Source organism: Falsiroseomonas sp., from assembly GCF_051860665.1.
GTDB lineage: Bacteria > Pseudomonadota > Alphaproteobacteria > Acetobacterales > Acetobacteraceae > Falsiroseomonas.
In genome coordinates this window covers 89,331-107,005 of the sequence record NZ_JBHYDM010000014.1, presented here as the reverse complement: position 1 = coordinate 107,005, position 17,675 = coordinate 89,331, and the positions used below count along the sequence as shown (strand labels likewise).

Below are 17,675 nucleotides of genomic sequence, written 5' to 3'. Positions count from 1 at the left end.
CTCAGCCGAGGCCCGCCATCTCCCGCCACGCGGCTTCCGTCAGCACCTGCACGCCCAGCTCCGCCGCCTTCTTCGCCTTGCTGCCGGCATCGGTGCCGACCACGACGAAGTCGGTCTGCCTCGAAACACTCCCTGCAACCTTCGCACCCAAGATCCGTGCTTGTTCTTCGGCTTCCGAACGCTTCATCGTGAGTAGAACGCCCGTAAAAACGATCGTCTTTCCGGTTAGAATAGCGTCAGTTGCGGGCCTGATTGGTGCAATCGGTCGCACCTGCTCAAGTAGACGATCCAACGCCTCTCTGTTTCGAGATTGGGTAAAGAAATCTAGCAGCGCAAACTGTCTGGTTGGTCCAAGTTCTCTTTCGATTCCGAGAGGCGCCATTGCTTCTTCCTCTGCCTGGAATGCTTCGCTTACGCGCGCAGAGGCGCTGATCCATTCTGCTGATGGTGCAACGCAGGGCTTTTCATATGTAGAATTCCCCAGGCGTCCGAGGTGCTCAAGTACATCGTTCCAGGTCCGCGTTACCGAGGCAGTGGTAGCAGCAAGTTTCTCTTTTACTTCGGAAGCGGAACCATAATGTTTGACCAGCTTTTTGACTGTTGCGTCTGCCCCATCAAGCCTATGGTTCTGCGCAAAATATCTAAGAACTTTGCCCGCAGTGGTAGGGCCAACACCAATCGGCGCGAGCATCCAGTGGCGTGCCTGCACCTCGTGAAGTGCGCCGGAACGCGCCTGCTGAGCCGCCTCCTGCCACTCTGTTTCGGAACTTAGCGTCTCAGGGTTTACCAGCCCCGTCAGAGCGTTCAGCCAAACTGCCTTTCGCTCTGCTTGAACCCTGTCCACTGTCTCAAGCAAGCTAGGGAAATCGCCGAACTTCCGCGCTACGCTCTTGGACAGTTCTTCTCCGATGTGGCGTATGCCTAACCCAAAAATAATCCGATCGAATGGAACGCTCCGCCGCCGTTCAATGGCCCCGAATATTTTCTGCGCCGAAATTTCGCCGAAGCCGGGCCACGTCTTGAGGGGGCGATCGGCGTTTTTATCGCGAGCTGCTAATGTGAATATGTCTGCGGGTTCTTCAATGAGCTTCCTCGAGAGAAAAAATTCGATTTGCTTTTCGCCGAGCCCTTCGATGTCTAAAGCTAATCTGGAGACGAAATGGCTTAGTCGTTCAGATTTCTGAGCTGCGCAGATGAGCGTGCCAGTGCAGCGACGAACGACATCGAATTCTCCAGTATGCTGATCCATATCGCGGATGGCTCGGCTCTGGCACACAGGACATTCGTGAGGAAAAACGTAAGGCTTTGCCCCTGCCGGCCGTTTCTCCAGCACCACCGAGACGATCTGCGGAATCACATCGCCGGCGCGCTGCAGCACCACCGTATCGCCGATCCGCACATCCTTGCGGGCGATCTCATCCTCGTTGTGCAGCGTGGCGTGGGTCACCATCACGCCGCCGACGCCGACCGGCTGCATCACCGCGCGCGGCGTCAGCGCGCCGGTGCGGCCGACCTGGATCTCGATATCCAGCAGCACCGTCTCCGCCTGCTCGGCGGGGAATTTCCAGGCGATGGCCCAGCGCGGCGCGCGGCCGACGAAGCCGAGGCGGCGCTGCCAGTCCAGCCGGTCCAGCTTGTAGACGACGCCGTCGATATCGTAGCTCAGCGCCGCGCGGCCTTCCGCCATGCGCTTCTGGAAACCGAGCGCCGCGTCCTCACCCTCCAGCACCGCGGAGGCCGGGTTCACACGAAAGCCCCATTTCCGCAGCTGGTCCAGCCAGGCGCCATGCGTCTCCACCGGCTGCGCGCTGGCCTCGCCCATGGCATAGGCAAACAGCTTCAGCGGCCGCTGCGCCGTGATGGCGGGGTCGAGCTGGCGCAGCGCGCCGGCCGCGGCATTGCGCGGATTGACCGGCACCACGATGGCGGGGCCGAGCTTTTCGCCGCGCTCCCGCCGTTCCTCGCGCTCCGCCGCCGCCTGCGCCTGCTGCGCCCGGAAGGCAAGGAAATCGGCCTTCTCCATGAAGACCTCGCCGCGGATCTCGATACGCGCCGGCGCGTCGCCCTTCAGCCGGCGCGGCAATTCGCTTTCCGGCAGGGTTTCGAGGTTGCGGGTGACATCCTCCCCCTCCATCCCGTCGCCGCGCGTGGCGCCGCGGATGAAGACGCCATTCTCATAGAGCAGGTTGATCGAGAGCCCGTCGATCTTCGGCTCTCCCACGAAGGCCAGCTGCTCCTCCGCCCCCAGCCGCAGGAAGCGGCGGACGGAGGCGGTGAATTCGAGAAAGTCCGCGTCGCCAAAAGCGTTGTCCAGCGAGAGCATCGGCACGCCGTGCCGAAGTTTCGCGAATCCTTCCGCCGCCTCGGCGCCCACCTTGCGGCTGGGGCTGTCCTCGCGGATCAGGTCCGGAAAGCGGGCCTCGATGGCGCGGTTGCGGCGCACCAGCGCGTCATAGGCGGCATCCGAAATCTCCGGCGCATCCTGCCGGTGATAGGCCTCATCGTGATGCGCGATCTCGGTGGCCAGGGCGGCGAGTTCCTCGGCCGCTTCCTCCTCAGTCAGCGCCTCGACGGCGCGGCTGCGCAGGCTGCTCTCGGTCATGGTCCCTCATCCGCCAGGCGGGCCAGCGCCGCGCCCTCAAGCAATTCGCCGCTGAACAGTCCTTCGCTGCGCGCGCCGATCGAGCGGTAGAACAGGGTGGCCTCGTCATCGCCCTGGTCCACGCCCCACCAGAGGCAGAGCGCGCCCTGGCGCCGCGCCTCCGCCGCCAGTGCCGCCATCAGCCCGCGCGCCAGGCCGCGGCGGCGGGACCCGGGATCGACATAGAGGTCCAGCAGCATCAGCGCCCAGCCGCAGCGTTCCGCATCATAGACCAGCCCGGCGGTGGCGAAGCCCACCACCCGCCCATCCCGTTCCGCCACGCGCAGCAGAGCCTTGGGCGCGTCGCAGATCAGGTCGCGCAACACGACCTGCGCCGTCATCGGCAGGTCAGGGCCGGGTCCGTCCAGGCTGTTGATGGCGTTGATCAGCCCCGCCACGGCGCCGGCGTCGCCGGGCGCCGCCTCCCGGATCACAGCAGCCCGCCCGCCAGCAGGCTGTCCGCCGCCATCCGGGCCGCCTCCGTCACATGCTCCCCCGCCAGCATCCGCGCGATCTCCTCCCGTCGCTGCGGCGCATCCAGCGGTGTCACGCGGGTCTCGGCCCGTCCGGCCTTCACCGACTTGGCGACCGAGAGATGCCGGCTGCCGCGGGCCGCCACCTGGGGCGAATGAGTCACCACCAGCACCTGCAGCCGCTCCGCCACCCGCAACAGCCTTTCGCCCACCGCCGCCGCCGTGGCGCCGCCGACGCCGCTGTCGACCTCGTCGAAGACCAGCGTCGGCACGGGCGATCCGCGCGCCAGCACCACCTTCAGCGCCAGCATCAGCCGGGACAGCTCGCCGCCCGAGGCCACCTTGTCCAGCGCGCCGGGCGCCTGGCCGGGGTTGGTGGAGACCAGGAAGGTCACCCGGTCCACGCCATCCGGCCCCCAGGCCGCCTCCGGCCGCGGCGCCACATCCACCACCAGTCGCGCGCGATCCAGCTTCAGCGGCGGCAATTCGCGCCCCAGCGCCTTCTCCAGCTTCGCCGCCGCATCGCGCCGCGCCTCGGTCAGCCGGCCACTGGCGGCCAGATAGGCGGAGCGGGCCTGGGCCAGGGCCGCCTCGGCGGCGGCAACCTGGCCGGTGCCGGCATCCAATGCCGCCAGCCGGTCCTTCAGCGTGGCCAGCAGCGCGGGCAACTCCACCACCGGCACCAGGTGCTTGCGGGCGGCGGCGCGCAGCGCAAACAGCCGCTCCTCCACCTGTTCCAGCCGGCGTGGATCCGGCGCCACCTCCTGCACCAGCCGCTCCAGCGCCGTCTCCGCCTCGCCCAGCGCATCCAGCGCGCGGCCGATCGCCTCCAGCGCCGGCTCGGCCTCGGGATTCGGGGCGGGCAGGCGCTCCAGGGCGCGGGAGGCATTGCGCAGGGCGGCGGCGGGGTTGGCGCTGCGGCGGTCGCGCGGCTGCAGGCTGGCCAGGGCCTCGGCAATCGCCTCGCCACGCCGCTCGCCCTGCTGCAGGCGCTGGCGCTCGGCGGCGAGGTCATCCTCCTCGCCCTCGACGGGGGCCAGCGAATCAAGCTCGGCCACGGCGTGGCGCAAGAACTCCTCGTCGCGCTGGGCGGCGGCGATGCGCTCCCGCGCCTCCGCCAGCGCCCGTTCCGCCTCGCGCCAGGCCTTGTGGGCAACGGCGGTGCTGGCGCGCAGCTTCTCCAGCCCGCCGGAGGCATCCAGCAGCCCGGCATGGTTGGTGGAATCGGTCAGCCCCACCTGGTCGTGCTGGCCCTGCACCTCGACCAGCAGCGCGCCCAGGCGGCGCAGCAAGGCGAGTCCCACCGGCTGGTCGTTGACGAAGGCGCGGGACCTTCCATCGGCGGTGACGATGCGCCGCAGCACGATCTCGTCCTCGGCCTCGATCCCCTGGTCCACCAGCAGCGCCCGGGCCGGGTGCTGGTCACCGGGCGCAAAGGCCGCGGCGACGCTGGCCTGGGACTGGCCGGATCGCACGAGCCCGCTCTCGGCCCGCGCGCCGAGCGCGAGGCCGAGGCTGTCCAGCAGGATGGATTTGCCCGCCCCGGTCTCGCCGGTCAGCACCGTCAGCCCCGGGCCGAAGCCAAGATCGAGGCGCTCGATCAGCACCACGTCCCGGATGGCGAGCGAGGTCAGCATCGCGCGGCGGGCGCGGTTGGCGTCAGAAGATGGATCCGACCACGCGGCGGAAGAAGCCGGGGCGGTTCGGTTCGGTGCCCTCGGCGCCATCGACCAGCAGGGCGTAGCTGTCCTGGTACCAGGAGCTGCCGGGGTAGTTGTGGCCGAGCACGGCGGCGGTGCGCCGCGCCTCATCCACCAGGCCCATGGAGAGGTACAGCTCCGTCAGCCGGTGCAGCGCCTCCGGCACATGGTTGGTGGTCTGGTATTCATCCACCACGCGGCGGAAGCGGCCGATGGCGGCGGTGTTCAGGCGGCGCGTCTGGTAGAAGCGGCCGATGGTCATCTCGCGCCCTGCCAGATGGTCGCGCGCCAGGTCCATCTTCAGCCGGGCATCGCGCGCATAGGGCGTATTGGGGAAGCGGTTCGAGACATCCTGCAGCGCCGCCATGGCCTGTTCGGTGGTGCGCTGGTCGCGCTGGATGTCGTTGATCTGCTCGTAATAGCTCAGCGCCCGCAGGTAATAGGCATAGGCGATGTCGCGATGCGCCGGATGCAGCTGGATGAAGCGGTCCAGCGCGCCGAGCGCCTCCGTATAGCGGTTGCGCATATACTCGCCATAGGCGGACATCAGCTTGGCGTTGGTGGCGAAGGCGGAATAGGGGTGCTCGCGCTCCACCCGGTCAAACAGCTCGACCGCGCGCTGGTATCGCTCGGCGGTCAGCGCCTCCATGCCCTGGGCGTAGAGACCCTCGGCGGAGCTGTCCTGGCCGCTGGCGCCGGGCGTGCCGGGTGGCGGCGCGCCGAGCGAGTTCATGCGCCCATCCCACGCCGTGCAGGCGGCCATGGGCAGGATGAGGAGGAGAGGCAGAAGGCGTCGAAGCATCGCGCACCGGTCAGGCATGGGGCTTCCCTATACCATGCCGCGGCATGGTCACGGCAAGGCGCGGGTCGCCGCCGTGTGTCTCACGCTGTCCTATGCCATAGCGGCCGCGGTGTCACTTCACCGCGGCGCGCGGCCGCGAGCCTGGCCTTCAGGCCATGGCGGGGGCGGCGGCGGCCGGCAGCCGCGTCGCGACTCCGTCCATCGGCAGCTCGCCATCCACCATGCGCCAGGCGGCGCGCTCGGCGAACAGCGCCCGCAGCAGCTTGTTGTTCAGCGCATGGCCGGAGCGATGGCCGACGAAGCGCGCGGAGAGGGCGGCACCGGCGAGCGCCAGGTCCCCCACCACGTCGAGCAGCTTGTGCCGCACGAATTCATCCGGCCGGCGCAGGCCGCCCGGGTTCAGCACCAGGGGGCCATCCACCACGATGGCATTCTCCAGGCTGCCGCCCTGGGCCAGGCCGGCAGCGCGCAGCCGCGCGATTTCCTCGGCCAGGGTGAAGGTGCGGGCATCCGCCACGCCGGCGCGGAAGGCCGCCGGAGTCAGGCGCATCTGCACCGTCTGGCTGCCGATGGCGGTGGAGGGGAAGTCGATGCTCATCGTCGCCTCGAAGCCCGGCACATGGGCCGGCTGCAGTTCGACGAAGGCGTCCTTCTCCTCGACGCGGATGGGGCGCAGCACCTCGATCACCGGGGCCGGGGCATCCAGGCTGATGGTGCCGGCGCAGTCGATCAGGAACAGGAAGGGTGCCGCGGAACCGTCCAGGATCGGCACTTCCGCGCCGTCCAGCTCCAGGATCGCATCCGTCACCCCGGCGCCAGCCAGCGCCGCCATCACATGCTCCACTGTGCCGATGCGCGCATGCGGCGCGCCTTCGGCGACGAGGGCGGTGCAGAGGCGGGTATCGACCACGCGGTCGAAGCGGGCGGGAATATCGATGCCGAGGTCGCTGCGGCGGAACAGGATGCCGGTGCCGGCGGTGGCCGGGCGCAGGGTGAGGGAGACGCGGCGCCCGCTATGCAGGCCGACGCCGACGCAGCCGATCGCCGTCTTCAGCGTCTTGCGCCGTCTCAGATCGATCGGGAGGAAACCGTCCATGCGCGTCTTGTGCCCCTGACCCCGCCGGGTGCCTGGCCACACAAAGTGGCCGATCACCCCGACGTGTCCTTCAGAATCGGACCTGCCCGAAGGGGGCAGGTGACCGAGGGGCGTCCAGACCCGGCGTCCCAGTGCGTTACTGCCACCGGGCGCCGGGAGGTGCCATTCAAGCCTTGTTTCTCCGTATTACGTCGCAAGCCATTGTTTCAAATGACTTATTGCGTTGCGGCGAGGCCCCAATTTCGCCGCATTTCGCCATCCTTGCCTCAGTTGCTCTGGCGCCGCAGGAAGGTCGGGATATCGAGCCCCATCTCATCCTGCTGCGTGGGTGCCGCCACCGGGCGCGGCGCGCCGGCCGGCTCCATCCGCGCCTGCGGCGCCTGCTGCACCGGCGCCTCCGGCAGGTCCCGCCGCATCAGGCCGGTGGCGCGGCGGAACAGGTTGTTCAGCCCGCCCGGCTGGGCGGGCGGCATCGGCGCCGGCTGGCGGGTGCCGACCGAGGCGCGCAGCGCGGGCTCCGCCTGCGCCATGGTCACCGGCGCTTCCGCCACGGGGGCTTCCACCACCGGGGCCGCCATCGGCACCGGGGCCGGCTGGGCCGGCTGCGGCGCGGCATAGGTCTGCGCCGGGCGCATCGCCGCCGGCTGCGGCTGCGCCGCGACGCGCGGCGTGAAGCCGGCCGGCGCGCGCATGCCGGTCGCCGGCTGCGGCGCCGGGGCATGCGCCTGGGGCACCGGCGCGCTGGCCACCGCCTGCAGCATGCCGCCGCCGCCCACCGCCACCAGCTTCGGCCGCTCCGCCTCGCGCGCCTCGCGCGCATCGATGCCGGTCGCCACCACGGACACCCGCAGGCGGCCGTTCATGGACTCGTCGACCGAGGAGCCGAAGATCACATTGGCATCCTCGTCCACTTCCTTGCGGATGCGGTTGGCCGCCTCGTCCACCTCGAACAGCGTCATGTCGAGGCCGCCGGTGATGTTGATCAGCACGCCGCGCGCGCCGTGCATGGAGGTGTCCTCCAGCAGCGGGTTGCTGATGGCTTCCTCGGAGGCCTTCACCGCGCGGCCCTCGCCCTCGGCCTCGCCGGTGCCCATCATCGCCTTGCCCATCTCCGCCATCACGGTGCGGATATCGGCGAAGTCGAGGTTCACCAGGCCGGGATTGACCATCAGGTCCGTCACGCCGCGCACGCCCATGTACAGAACGTTGTCGGCCATGCGGAAGGCTTCCGCGAAGGTCGTGCGCTCATTGGCCAGCCGGAAGAGATTCTGGTTCGGGATGACGATCAGCGTGTCGACGAACTGCTGCAGCTCCTCGATGCCGGCATCCGCCGCCTTGCGGCGCTTCGGCCCCTCGAAGTCGAAGGGCTTGGTCACCACGCCGACCGTCAGGATGCCGCGCTCGCGCGCCATGCGGGCGATGACCGGCGCCGCGCCGGTACCGGTGCCGCCGCCCATGCCGGCGGTGACGAAGACCATGTGGCTGCCTTCCAGATGGCGCGCCAGCTCGGTCTCCGCCTCCTCCGCCGCACCGCGGCCGATCTCGGGCTTGGCGCCGGCGCCGAGGCCCTGCGTCAGGTAGGAGCCGAGCTGCACGCGGCGGTCCGCCTTGCTGTGCTGCAGCGACTGCGCATCGGTATTGGCGACCAGGAACTCGACGCCTTCGAGGCCCATGGTGACCATGTTGTTCACCGCATTGGTGCCGCCGCCGCCGACGCCGACCACGGTGATGCGCGGGCTGAAATCCGTGTGCTGCTGATTCGGGATCGTCAGGTTGAGGGTCATGCTGGGGGCCTTTCCTGGAAGCTCAGCCTTGCGTCAGGCCAAAGGAGGGTGTGGGGGAAGCAGGCGGGGCGCATCGTCAGACCCGCACCCGCAGCCATTCGATGAAGCGGCGCAAGCGGCCACCATGCCGGTCAGCGCCTGGGGCAATGTCGATCAGCGGCCGGCCCTCGCCTGCGCCCCAGGCGAGCAGCCCGATGGCGGTGGCAAAGGGCGGGCCGCCAGCGGTCTCCGGCAGGCCGCGCACGTTGCGCGGGCGACCGACCCGCACCTGGCGGTCCAGCACGCGCGCCGCCAACTCGCGCGCGCCGATCAGCTGGCTGGCGCCGCCGGTCAGCACCACGCGTGTGCCGGCCTCCTTCGCCACGCCCGCATTCTCCAGCCGCTCACGCACGAATTCGAAAGTCTCCTCGAGTCGCGGACGGATGATATTGACGATCATCGCGCGCGGCACCCGGGCGATGTGGTCCTCATCCTCGCCCACGAGCGGCACGGGCAGCATCTCCCGGTCGTCATCGGCGGCCGCCATCGCCCCGCCATGCAGCGTCTTCAGCCGCTCGGCGTGGTTGATCGGCGTGGACAGCACGCGCGCCAGGTCGTTCGTCACCTGCCAGCCGCCGACCGGGATCTGCGCGGTATGGATCAGCTGCCCCTCGCTGAAGACGGCGATGGAGGTGGTGCCGCCGCCCATGTCGATGACGGTGCAGCCGATGCGCTTCTCATCCTCCACCAGCGTGGCGAGGCCGGCGGCGAGCGGGGAGGAGACCAGCTCCTCCACCTCCAGGTCGCAGCGTGCCAGGCAGGCGCCGAGATTGCGCAGCGCGGCCTGCGAGGCGTCCACCAGATGCACCCGCGCGCCCAGCGTGTCGCAGACCATGCCGCGCGGATCCTCGACGCCGGGCGTCGCATCCACGGTGAAGGAGACGGGCGAGCCATGCACCGTCTCCCGCCCATCCTCGGTGCCGCGGCGGCGGCCTTCCGTCAGGATGGCGCGCAGGTCGGGCTCCGTCACCGCGCGGCCGCCGATCGGCCATTGCACATGCAGCAGGCGCGAATCCGGCTGGCCGCAGGACAGGTTCACGATGGCGCCGGACAGCTGCGTATCCGCCATCTCCTCCGCCTGGCCGACGGCGGCGCGCACCGCGCGCTCCGCCTCCTCCAGGTCGATGATGGAGCCGCCCTTCACGCCGCGGCCGCGCTGCCAGCCGAAGCCCAGCACGCGCGGCTCGCCATCGCCCTCGATGCGCGCGATCAGGCAGACCACCTTGGTGGTGCCGATATCGAGCACGCCGAAGACGCCGCTGCGCGCGCCGCGGCGGCGGCGTTCGCTGGGCGGCTCCACGCCCGCGGGAAGGCGCGAGAGCGCATTCATCCGCGCGTGCTCCGCGTCGCATTGCGGCGCGCCGGCGTCTCCTCGGCCGGCGGCTGCTGCCGCACCACGAGGCGATCCGGCAGCCGCATATCCACGGCGAGCAGCGGCCGGTCCAGCAGCGCATTGCGTGCCTGCAATTCCGAAAGCCGGTTCAGCGCCGGCGCCTCCTGCCCTTCCGGCAGCAGCACATCGGTGCCGCTATGCAGCCGCAGGTTCCAGCGCCGCTCACCCACACGCACCAGCGCCTGGGTGCGGGCCAGGATATTGCGATGCGCCAGCAGCAGGTCATAGAGCGCCGCCGCGTGCTTCTCCGCCCCCGCGCCCACCACCAGGGGCAGCGGCCCGAAGGCGTCGAGCGTCTCCGTCTCCACCACCAGCCCCTCGCGGTCGATCACCGCGAAACGGCCCTGGTGCTGCCAGATGGCGAAGGGTGCGCGTTCGGTCAGCCGCACCAGGATGGTGCCGGGCAGGCGGCGCTCGACATGCGCGGACTCGACCCAGGCGATGGTCTCCAGCCGTTCCCGCGCCTCGGTCGGCGAGAAGCCGAGCATGGGGTCGCCAAGCTCCGCGCCGATCGCCGCGCGGATCAGGTCGGGCGGCGTGTTCTGGCGGCCCTCGACCACCACCTCCGCCACCTGCAACCCCGCGGCGAGGCCGAGCTCCGCCGCATTGTCCACCACCGCGCGCACGCGCCCGGCCGGGTCCACGGCATAGACGGCATAGCCACCGGCACCCAGCAGGCTGCAGCCGATCAGCCACAGCGCCGCCGGCCGCATCAGGCCGCGCCGGCGCTTCAGCCAGAGCCGCAGCCGGCTCGGCCGGTCCGGTTCCTTGCGCGGGGTCGAGCGCACCGGCGTGCGGCGCGCGGCGAGGGGTTCACGGGCCATGACGCGCCTCCCTGACCATCCAGGCACAAAGCTCCGGGAAGCCGATGCCGACATGCGCCGCCTGTTCCGGCACCAGCGAGGTGCGCGTCATGCCCGGCTGGGTATTCACCTCCAGCAGCACGAGGCGCCCCGGTTCGCCGGCGCTGTCGTCGTAGCGCAGATCGGCGCGCGACACGCCACGGCAGCCCAGCGCCTGGTGCGCCCGCAGCGCGATCTCCATCGCCCGCGCGCGGGTTTCGGGATGCACCGGCGCCGGCAGGGTGTGGCGGCTGCCACCATCGGCGTATTTCGCGTCGTAGTCGTAGAAGACGTGGCCGGTGTCGATCTCCGTCACCTCCAGCGCCCGGTCGCCCATCACGGCGACGGTCAACTCGCGGCCCGGGATGAAGGCCTCCGCCATGATCCGCTTGTCGAACTTCCAGCCGCGCGCCACCTCGGCGCGGCGATTGCTGCCTTCCCGAAAAATCTCGACGCCGACGGAGGAGCCTTCGTTCACCGGCTTGACGACATAGGGCAGCGGCAGCGGGTCCGCCGCCTCCAGCTCCTCCGGCGTCACCAGCCGGCTTTCCGCGACGGGCAGGCCGGCCGCGAGGAACACTGCCTTGGCGGCAGCCTTGTCCATGGCAACGGAGGAGGCGCGCACGCCGGAATGCGTATAGGGCAGGCCCATCCAGTCCAGCACGCCCTGGATGCAGCCATCCTCGCCGTAGCGGCCGTGCAGCGCATTGAAGACGACGTCGGGCTTTGCGGATTGCAGCGCGCCGATGACGGCGCCGAGGTCGCCGCCGACTTCGATCGGCGTCACGTCGAAGCCCGCCGCGCGCAGTGCCGCGACCACCTGCTGACCCGTGGCCAGGCTGACCTCGCGTTCCGCGGAGACGCCACCCAAGAGCACCGATACGCGCGTCATGCCGCCACCTCGCCGATGCGCTTGATTTCCCATTCCAGGTCGATGCCGGATGTCGCCAGCACCCGTGCCCGGACCTCCTCGCCCAGCCCTTCCAGATCGGCCGCCGTGGCGCCGCCGGTATTGAGCAGGAAATTCGCGTGCAGCTCCGAGACCTGTGCGCCACCGCGCACCAGCCCACGGCAGCCGGCCGCATCCACAAGCGCCCAGGCCTTCTGGCCCGGCGGATTCTTGAAGGTGGAGCCACCGGTGCGGGCGCGCACGGGCTGCGACGCTTCCCGAGCTGTACGGATTTTCGTCATTTCCGCCGCGATCGCTGCGGCATCGCCGGGCTGCGCGCGAAAACGCGCGCGCACGACCACACCGCGTGCCGGCAGCGTGGCGCGGCGATATGCGAAGTGCAGCTCCGCCGCGCTCAGCCGCAGCAGGCCCTGCGGCGTGGCCACCTCCGCCCAATCCAGCGCATCCCCCACCTCGCGCCCATAGGCGCCGGCATTCATCGCGACCGCGCCGCCGATGCTGCCCGGAATGCCGCAGAGGAATTCCAGCCCCGCGAGGCCGGCGGCCGCGGCATGTTCCGCCACCACCGCATCCAGCGCCGCGGCGCCAGCCATGATTCCGTCGGCCTCGACCACCACTTCGCCGAAGCCACGTCCCGCCAGGCGCAGCACCACGCCGCGCACGCCGCCATCGCGGATGATGAGGTTCGAAGCCGCGCCCACCACCGTCAGCGGCGTGGCCTCCGGCAGGTCGCGCAGCAGCAGCAGCAGGTCGTCCACATCCGCCGGCCGCACCAGCCACTCCGCCGGCCCGCCGACGCGGAACCAGGTGAAGGCGGCCAGCGGCGCATCCTGCGTCACGCGCCCGCGCAGCGGCGGCAGGGTGGCGTGCGGGGCCATGTCGCGCGGCGCCGTCACTTCTGGCCCCCGGCCAGCCGCGGCCGGGTGCGGGACTGCAGCGCCAGCAGCTGTTCCGGCAGGGCATGCGCCCAGGTCGTGATGGTGCCGGCGCCGAGGCACACGACATAGTCGCCCGACTTGGCGATGGCATTCACCATCTCCGCCAGGCTGTCGGGCCCGGGCAGCGGCACCACGCTGCGATGCCCGCGGGCACGCAGACCCTCGACCAGCGCATCCCGGTCATAGCCCGGCATCGGCTGCTCGCCGGCGGCATAGACATCGGCCACGATCACCGTCCCGGCGTCGTTCATGCAGGTGCAGAAATCCTCGAAGAGCGAGGCGAGGCGGGAATAGCGGTGCGGCTGCACCACCGCGACCACGTCGCGCGCGCCCGCCTGCCGCGCCGCCTTCAGCACCGCCGCGATCTCCACCGGGTGGTGGCCGTAGTCGTCGATGACGGTGATGCCGCCGGCATCGCCGGTGCGGGTGAAGCGGCGCTTGACGCCCTTGAAGCCCATCAGCGCGGTGCGGATGGTCGCCTCATCCACATCCATCTCGAGGCCGATGGCGATGGCGGCCAGCGCATTCTGCACATTGTGGCTGCCCAGCATCGGCAGGCGCATCGGCTTCAGCGTGCGGCTGCGGCCCGTGGCGCGGTCGCGCACCGCCACCTCGAAGGTCGCGCCCATGCGATCCGTGATCAGCTTCTCCGCCCGCACATCGGCCTGCGGCGAAAAGCCATAGGTGATGATGCGCCGGTCCGACAGGCGCGGGATCATCGCCTGCACCTCGTGGTGGTCGGCGCACAGAACCGCAAAGCCGTAGAAGGGAATATTGCCGACGAACTGGGCGTAACCCTCCTTCATCGCCTCCGCCGTGCCCCAATGGTCCAGGTGTTCCGGGTCCATATTGGTGACCACGGCGCAGACCGCGGGCAGCTTCAGGAAGCTGCCGTCGCTCTCATCCGCCTCCACCACCATCCAGTCGCCAGAGCCGAGGCGCGCATTGGTGCCATAGGCATTGATGATGCCGCCGTTGATCACGGTCGGGTCGAGCTTCGCCGCCTCCAGCACGCAGGCGACCAGGCTGGTGGTGGTGGTCTTGCCATGGGTGCCGCCGATGGCGACAGCCCATTTCAGCCGCATCAGCTCCGCCAGCATCTCGGCGCGCCGCACCACGGGAATGAGGCGCGCACGCGCGGCCTGCACTTCCGGATTGTCCTTCTTCACGGCGGTGGAGGTGACCACGACCTGCGCCGCGCCGAGATTGGCGGCGTCATGCCCCACCATCACCGGAATGCCGCTCTCGCGCAGCCGGGTGACGTTGTAGCCCTCCGCGATATCGCTGCCCTGAACGGAATAGCCGAGGTTGTGCAGCACCTCCGCGATGCCGGACATGCCGATGCCGCCGATGCCCACGAAGTGAATCGGGCCGATGGAAAGGGGCAGCGCGCGCATCAGCGGGACTCCGCCATCGCGTCGGTGCGATGGGCCAAATTCTGTACAAGATCCGCCAGCCGTCGCGCCGCATCCGGGCGCGCCAGCGTGGCGGCCGCCGCGGCCGCGCGGGCCAGCACGGCGGGGGTGGTGAACATCGCCTGCATCTGCCGCGACAGGGCCTCCGGCGTAAAGGCCGGCTGCTTCATGATCCAGGCGGCGCCGGCGCCTTCCAGCAGCCGGCCATTCGCCGTCTGGTGGTCGTCGATCGCATGCGGCAGCGGCACCAGCACGGAAGGCCGCCCGGCGCAGGCCAGCTCCGCCACGGTGGAGGCGCCAGCGCGCGCCACCACCAGATGCGCCATGGCCAGCCGCACCGCGATGTCGCCGAAGAAGGGCGAGAGATCCGCCGGCACGCCAGCCTCCCGATAGGCGGCCTCGACCCGCGGCAGATCCTCCGCCCGCGTCTGCTGCGTCACCACCAGGCGCTGGCGCAGCCCCTCCGGCAGCAGCGCCACCGCGCCCGGCACGATATCCGCAAAGATGCGCGCGCCGAGGCTCCCGCCCAGCACCAGCAGGCGGATCGCGCCATCCTCGCCCGGTGCCGCGAAACCCTGGCCGGTCAGCGCGGCGAGCGCCGGCCGCACAGGATTGCCCACCACCTCGACATGGGCGGAGGACGGCACGCGCGCCGTATCCGCGGCCGAAAGCGCCAGCAGATCGGCGCCCGGCGCCAGCAGCCGGTTGGCGCGGCCGAGCACGCCGTTCTGTTCATGCAGCGCCGTTGCCGGCCGCGTCGCACTCGGCAGCGTGCGCGCCGCGAGTAGCGGCGGGACGGAGGGATAGCCGCCGAAGCCGATGACCGCGGCGGCATCCAGCCGCATCAGGATGCTGCGCGCTTCGATGGTGCCAGCGGCCAGCGCCAGCGCACCGCGCGCCGCGCCGCGCACACCGCGGCCGGCGAGGCCCGAGCCCTTCAGCACGAAGCGTTCCGCATTGCCGAAGGCCGGGCTTTCATAGGCCGCGCTGCGCGCATCGGTCATCAGCGCGATACGTTCGCCGCGCGCCACCAGCTCCGCCGCCAGCGCCTCCGCCGGAAACAGATGGCCGCCGGTGCCCCCGGCGGCGATGACGATGGGGCGGACGGCAGGACCGCGCATCATCGATCGTCCTCGGCGCGCGACAGGCGGCGGCGCGTCAGCGCCAGCAGCATGCCCATCCCGAGCGCGATGGCGATGACCGAGGACCCGCCATAGGAGACGAAGGGCAGCGTCATGCCCTTGGTCGGGATCAGGTGCAGGGTGGAGGCCATGTTGATGAAGCTCTGCAGCCCGAACTGCGTCAGCAGCCCGGCGCAGGCCAGCACCACGAAAAGATCGGTCTCCCCCAGCAGCCGCACCAGTCCCCGCACCACGACGAAGGCGAAGAGCGCCAGGATCACCAGGCAGACCACCAGGCCGAATTCCTCGCCGGCCACGGCGAAGACGAAGTCCGCATGCGCATCCGGCAGCACGTTCTTGATGCGGCCCTCGCCGGGGCCACGGCCCAGCAGCCCGCCATTGCCGAAGGCCTCCAGCGCCACCTCCGCCTGGTAGTTGTCGGCATTGGGGTCGAGGAAGCGGGCCACGCGGGACTGCACATGCGGGAACAGGAAATAGGCGCCGACCGCACCGGCCACGCCACAGGCCCCGGCCACCGCCACGATCACCATGTTCAACCCGGCCACGAAGAACTGCGCGAAGAACACGGCGGTGACCACCAGCAGCATGCCGATATCCGGCTGCCGCTGCAGCAGCAGCGCGATGATGACGAAGAGCAGCACGGCCAGCGCCGTGGCGCCGTAGCGCTTGTTCAGCTTGCCCTCCGAGATCAGCCAGGCGGCCACCACGGCGAAGCAGGGCTTCAGGAATTCGGAGGGCTGCAGGGATCCGATGCCGGGCAGGGAGATCCAGCGCCGCGCGCCCTTGATCTCGGCGCCCACCACCAGCGTCGCCGCCACCATCACGATGGCGCCGCCGAGGCCGAGCCAGGCCAGCAGCCGCACCTGCTTCACCGTCAGCATGGAGACCAGCACCATCACGCTGGCCGCCAGCGCCAGATAGGCGATCTGCCGCATGAAGAACATGTTGCGCGACGCCGCGCCGATGCGCTCCGCCACCGCCGGGCTCGCCGCCAGCATCATCACATAGCCGAAGCCGATCAGCGTCAGCAGGGCCGCCAAGGTCCAGCGATCGACCGTCCACCACCAGCGGCCGAGCGTCGAGGTATCCGCGCGCGAGACCTGGATCATGCCGCCTTCCCCCTCTCCGCGGATGCCATGGCCTGCACCAGCGCCCGGAAGCGGTCGCCGCGTGCATCGAAGCCGGTGAACTGGTCCCAGGAAGCCGCGGCCGGCGAGAGCAGCACCACCTCCGCCCCCGTGGCCCGTGCCGCGGCGGCGGCGGCCGGCACGGCCTCCTCCAGCGTGCCCGCGACCTCATGCGGCACGCCGTGGTGGGCCAGCGTCGCCGCGAAGGCGGGGCCGTCGCGGCCGATCAGGATGGCGCGGGCGATGCGCGGGAAATACGGCGCGAGACTCTCGATGCCGCCTTCCTTGCCGGTGCCGCCGGCGATCCAGACGACGCGGTCATAGGAGGCCAGCGCACGCGCCGCGCTCTCGGCATTCGTCGCCTTGCTGTCATTGACGAAGCGCAGCCCGCCGATCTGCCCCACCTGCTCCTGCCGATGCGGCAGCCCGGCGAAGCTGTGCAGGCCGCGCGCGACATCGGCACGCGTCAGGCCGAGGGCCAAGGCGGTGGCCGCCGCGGCTGCGGCATTTTGTGCATTGTGTGCACCTGGCAGGGCAGGGGCCGCGCCGAGATCGGCGATCTCGCCGGCCTCGTCACGCAGGCTGCGGCCCTCGGCCCAGATGCCGCCCGGCACGGGGCGAAAACCTGAAATCGGGATCATCTTTCCGGCCAGTCCCGCGGCCATGGCTGTGGACAAATCATCGTCCTGCCCGAGCACGCAAAAATCCTCGCGGCCCTGCCGCGCGAAGATATTCATCTTCGCAGCAGCATAGCCGGCCATGCTTCCATGGCGGTCGAGGTGGTCAGGGCTCAGGTTCAGCATGACCCCCACCTTGAAGCCGACCGTCGCGATTCGCTCCAAGCTATAGCTGGACATTTCGAGGGTGTAGAACCCTTCCGACCCCAACATGTTGAGTCCGAGAGCGGCCGGCCCGAGATTGCCGCCGACCTCCGAGATCCGCCCCGCGCCGGTCAGGATATGGTGCAGCAGCGCGGTGGTGGTGGACTTGCCATTGGTGCCGGTGATGCCGAGGAAGGCCGCCCGGCTGCCCGCCGCGCGCACCGCGCGAAACAGGAATTCCACGTCGCAGAGGATCGGCACGCCGGCCGCCCGCGCCGCCTCCGCGGCCGGATGCGGCCTCGGCAGGGTGTGCGGGATGCCGGGCGAGAGCAGCAGCGCATCCGCCGTCATGCGGCCCTGCGCAGGATCACTTAACGCAAAACCCGCCGCCTCCGCCGCCGCGCGGGCCGGCGCGCCGTCGTCCCAGCAGGTGACCTCCGCGCCCCATTCCAGCAGCCGCGCCGCCGCCGGCAGCCCGGCGCGGCCGAGGCCGACCACCGCGATGCGCTGGCCGGCAAATGGCCGAAAGCCCGTGCCGGGGCGGCTTTCCAT

At 70.3% G+C, this 17,675-nt stretch carries 14 protein-coding genes; all 14 read right to left on the bottom strand.

All coding sequences use genetic code 11. The annotated features are described in order from the left end of the window. Position 1: 1 nt before the first annotated feature. On the bottom strand, positions 2-2,602 hold the full coding sequence (gene ligA, locus ACTIF1_RS15785; RefSeq protein WP_439597393.1) for an NAD-dependent DNA ligase LigA: 2,601 nt from the start codon (positions 2,600-2,602) through the stop codon (positions 2-4). Beyond that, on the bottom strand, positions 2,599-3,075 hold the full coding sequence (locus ACTIF1_RS15780) for a GNAT family N-acetyltransferase (RefSeq protein WP_439597392.1): 477 nt from the start codon (positions 3,073-3,075) through the stop codon (positions 2,599-2,601). The genes ligA and ACTIF1_RS15780 overlap by 4 nt, the downstream gene beginning before the upstream one ends. Then, a complete protein-coding gene (gene recN / locus ACTIF1_RS15775; protein WP_439597391.1) occupies positions 3,072-4,751 on the bottom strand; it encodes a DNA repair protein RecN in 1,680 nt (559 codons plus the stop codon). The genes ACTIF1_RS15780 and recN overlap by 4 nt, the downstream gene beginning before the upstream one ends. Before the next feature lie 22 nt (positions 4,752-4,773). Continuing rightward, positions 4,774-5,616 (bottom strand): outer membrane protein assembly factor BamD, encoded by an 843-nt coding sequence (locus tag ACTIF1_RS15770; RefSeq protein ID WP_439597390.1) that lies wholly within the window; start codon positions 5,614-5,616, stop codon positions 4,774-4,776. 148 nt (positions 5,617-5,764) lie between these two features. Further along, positions 5,765-6,712, bottom strand: a complete 948-nt coding sequence (lpxC, locus tag ACTIF1_RS15765) for a UDP-3-O-acyl-N-acetylglucosamine deacetylase (RefSeq protein WP_439597389.1) — start codon at positions 6,710-6,712, stop codon at positions 5,765-5,767. A 266-nt stretch (positions 6,713-6,978) separates the two neighbouring features. Further along, the gene (gene ftsZ / locus ACTIF1_RS15760) at positions 6,979-8,496 is read right to left on the bottom strand and encodes a cell division protein FtsZ (RefSeq protein WP_439597388.1); all 1,518 of its coding nucleotides are present in this window, start codon (positions 8,494-8,496) and stop codon (positions 6,979-6,981) included. A gap of 76 nt (positions 8,497-8,572) precedes the next feature. After that, on the bottom strand, positions 8,573-9,865 hold the full coding sequence (gene ftsA, locus ACTIF1_RS15755) for a cell division protein FtsA (RefSeq protein WP_439597387.1): 1,293 nt from the start codon (positions 9,863-9,865) through the stop codon (positions 8,573-8,575). After that, positions 9,862-10,752 (bottom strand): cell division protein FtsQ/DivIB, encoded by an 891-nt coding sequence (locus ACTIF1_RS15750; RefSeq protein WP_439597386.1) that lies wholly within the window; start codon positions 10,750-10,752, stop codon positions 9,862-9,864. The genes ftsA and ACTIF1_RS15750 overlap by 4 nt, the downstream gene beginning before the upstream one ends. Then, entirely contained in the window at positions 10,742-11,662 is a 921-nt protein-coding gene (locus ACTIF1_RS15745; RefSeq protein WP_439597385.1) for a D-alanine--D-alanine ligase, read from the bottom strand. The genes ACTIF1_RS15750 and ACTIF1_RS15745 overlap by 11 nt, the downstream gene beginning before the upstream one ends. Next, positions 11,659-12,558 (bottom strand): UDP-N-acetylmuramate dehydrogenase, encoded by a 900-nt coding sequence (gene murB, locus ACTIF1_RS15740; RefSeq protein ID WP_439597384.1) that lies wholly within the window; start codon positions 12,556-12,558, stop codon positions 11,659-11,661. Before murB ends, ACTIF1_RS15745 begins: the two co-directional genes overlap by 4 nt. A gap of 14 nt (positions 12,559-12,572) precedes the next feature. Beyond that, the gene (murC, locus tag ACTIF1_RS15735) at positions 12,573-14,015 is read right to left on the bottom strand and encodes a UDP-N-acetylmuramate--L-alanine ligase (protein ID WP_439597383.1); all 1,443 of its coding nucleotides are present in this window, start codon (positions 14,013-14,015) and stop codon (positions 12,573-12,575) included. Beyond that, the gene (gene murG / locus ACTIF1_RS15730) at positions 14,015-15,154 is read right to left on the bottom strand and encodes an undecaprenyldiphospho-muramoylpentapeptide beta-N-acetylglucosaminyltransferase (protein ID WP_439597382.1); all 1,140 of its coding nucleotides are present in this window, start codon (positions 15,152-15,154) and stop codon (positions 14,015-14,017) included. Before murG ends, murC begins: the two co-directional genes overlap by 1 nt. Further along, a complete protein-coding gene (locus ACTIF1_RS15725) occupies positions 15,154-16,284 on the bottom strand; it encodes an FtsW/RodA/SpoVE family cell cycle protein (protein WP_439597381.1) in 1,131 nt (376 codons plus the stop codon). The genes murG and ACTIF1_RS15725 overlap by 1 nt, the downstream gene beginning before the upstream one ends. Next, positions 16,281-17,675, bottom strand: coding sequence for a UDP-N-acetylmuramoyl-L-alanine--D-glutamate ligase (murD, locus tag ACTIF1_RS15720; RefSeq protein ID WP_439597380.1), 1,395 nt, complete (start codon positions 17,673-17,675; stop codon positions 16,281-16,283). The genes ACTIF1_RS15725 and murD overlap by 4 nt, the downstream gene beginning before the upstream one ends.

What these genes read in the sequence shown, in the direction of transcription:
- ligA (WP_439597393.1), bottom strand. Translation starts at nt 2,602, where the DNA reads ATGACCGAGAGCAGCCTGCGCAGCCGCGCCGTCGAGGCGCTGACTGAG.
- recN (WP_439597391.1), bottom strand. Translation starts at nt 4,751, where the DNA reads ATGCTGACCTCGCTCGCCATCCGGGACGTGGTGCTGATCGAGCGCCTC.
- ACTIF1_RS15770 (WP_439597390.1), bottom strand. Translation starts at nt 5,616, where the DNA reads ATGCTTCGACGCCTTCTGCCTCTCCTCCTCATCCTGCCCATGGCCGCC.
- lpxC (WP_439597389.1), bottom strand. Translation starts at nt 6,712, where the DNA reads ATGGACGGTTTCCTCCCGATCGATCTGAGACGGCGCAAGACGCTGAAG.
- ftsZ (WP_439597388.1), bottom strand. Translation starts at nt 8,496, where the DNA reads ATGACCCTCAACCTGACGATCCCGAATCAGCAGCACACGGATTTCAGC.
- ftsA (WP_439597387.1), bottom strand. Translation starts at nt 9,865, where the DNA reads ATGAATGCGCTCTCGCGCCTTCCCGCGGGCGTGGAGCCGCCCAGCGAA.
- ACTIF1_RS15750 (WP_439597386.1), bottom strand. Translation starts at nt 10,752, where the DNA reads ATGGCCCGTGAACCCCTCGCCGCGCGCCGCACGCCGGTGCGCTCGACC.
- ACTIF1_RS15745 (WP_439597385.1), bottom strand. Translation starts at nt 11,662, where the DNA reads ATGACGCGCGTATCGGTGCTCTTGGGTGGCGTCTCCGCGGAACGCGAG.
- murB (WP_439597384.1), bottom strand. Translation starts at nt 12,558, where the DNA reads ATGGCCCCGCACGCCACCCTGCCGCCGCTGCGCGGGCGCGTGACGCAG.
- murC (WP_439597383.1), bottom strand. Translation starts at nt 14,015, where the DNA reads ATGCGCGCGCTGCCCCTTTCCATCGGCCCGATTCACTTCGTGGGCATC.
- murG (WP_439597382.1), bottom strand. Translation starts at nt 15,154, where the DNA reads ATGCGCGGTCCTGCCGTCCGCCCCATCGTCATCGCCGCCGGGGGCACC.
- ACTIF1_RS15725 (WP_439597381.1), bottom strand. Translation starts at nt 16,284, where the DNA reads ATGATCCAGGTCTCGCGCGCGGATACCTCGACGCTCGGCCGCTGGTGG.
- murD (WP_439597380.1), bottom strand. Translation starts at nt 17,675, where the DNA reads ATGGAAAGCCGCCCCGGCACGGGCTTTCGGCCATTTGCCGGCCAGCGC.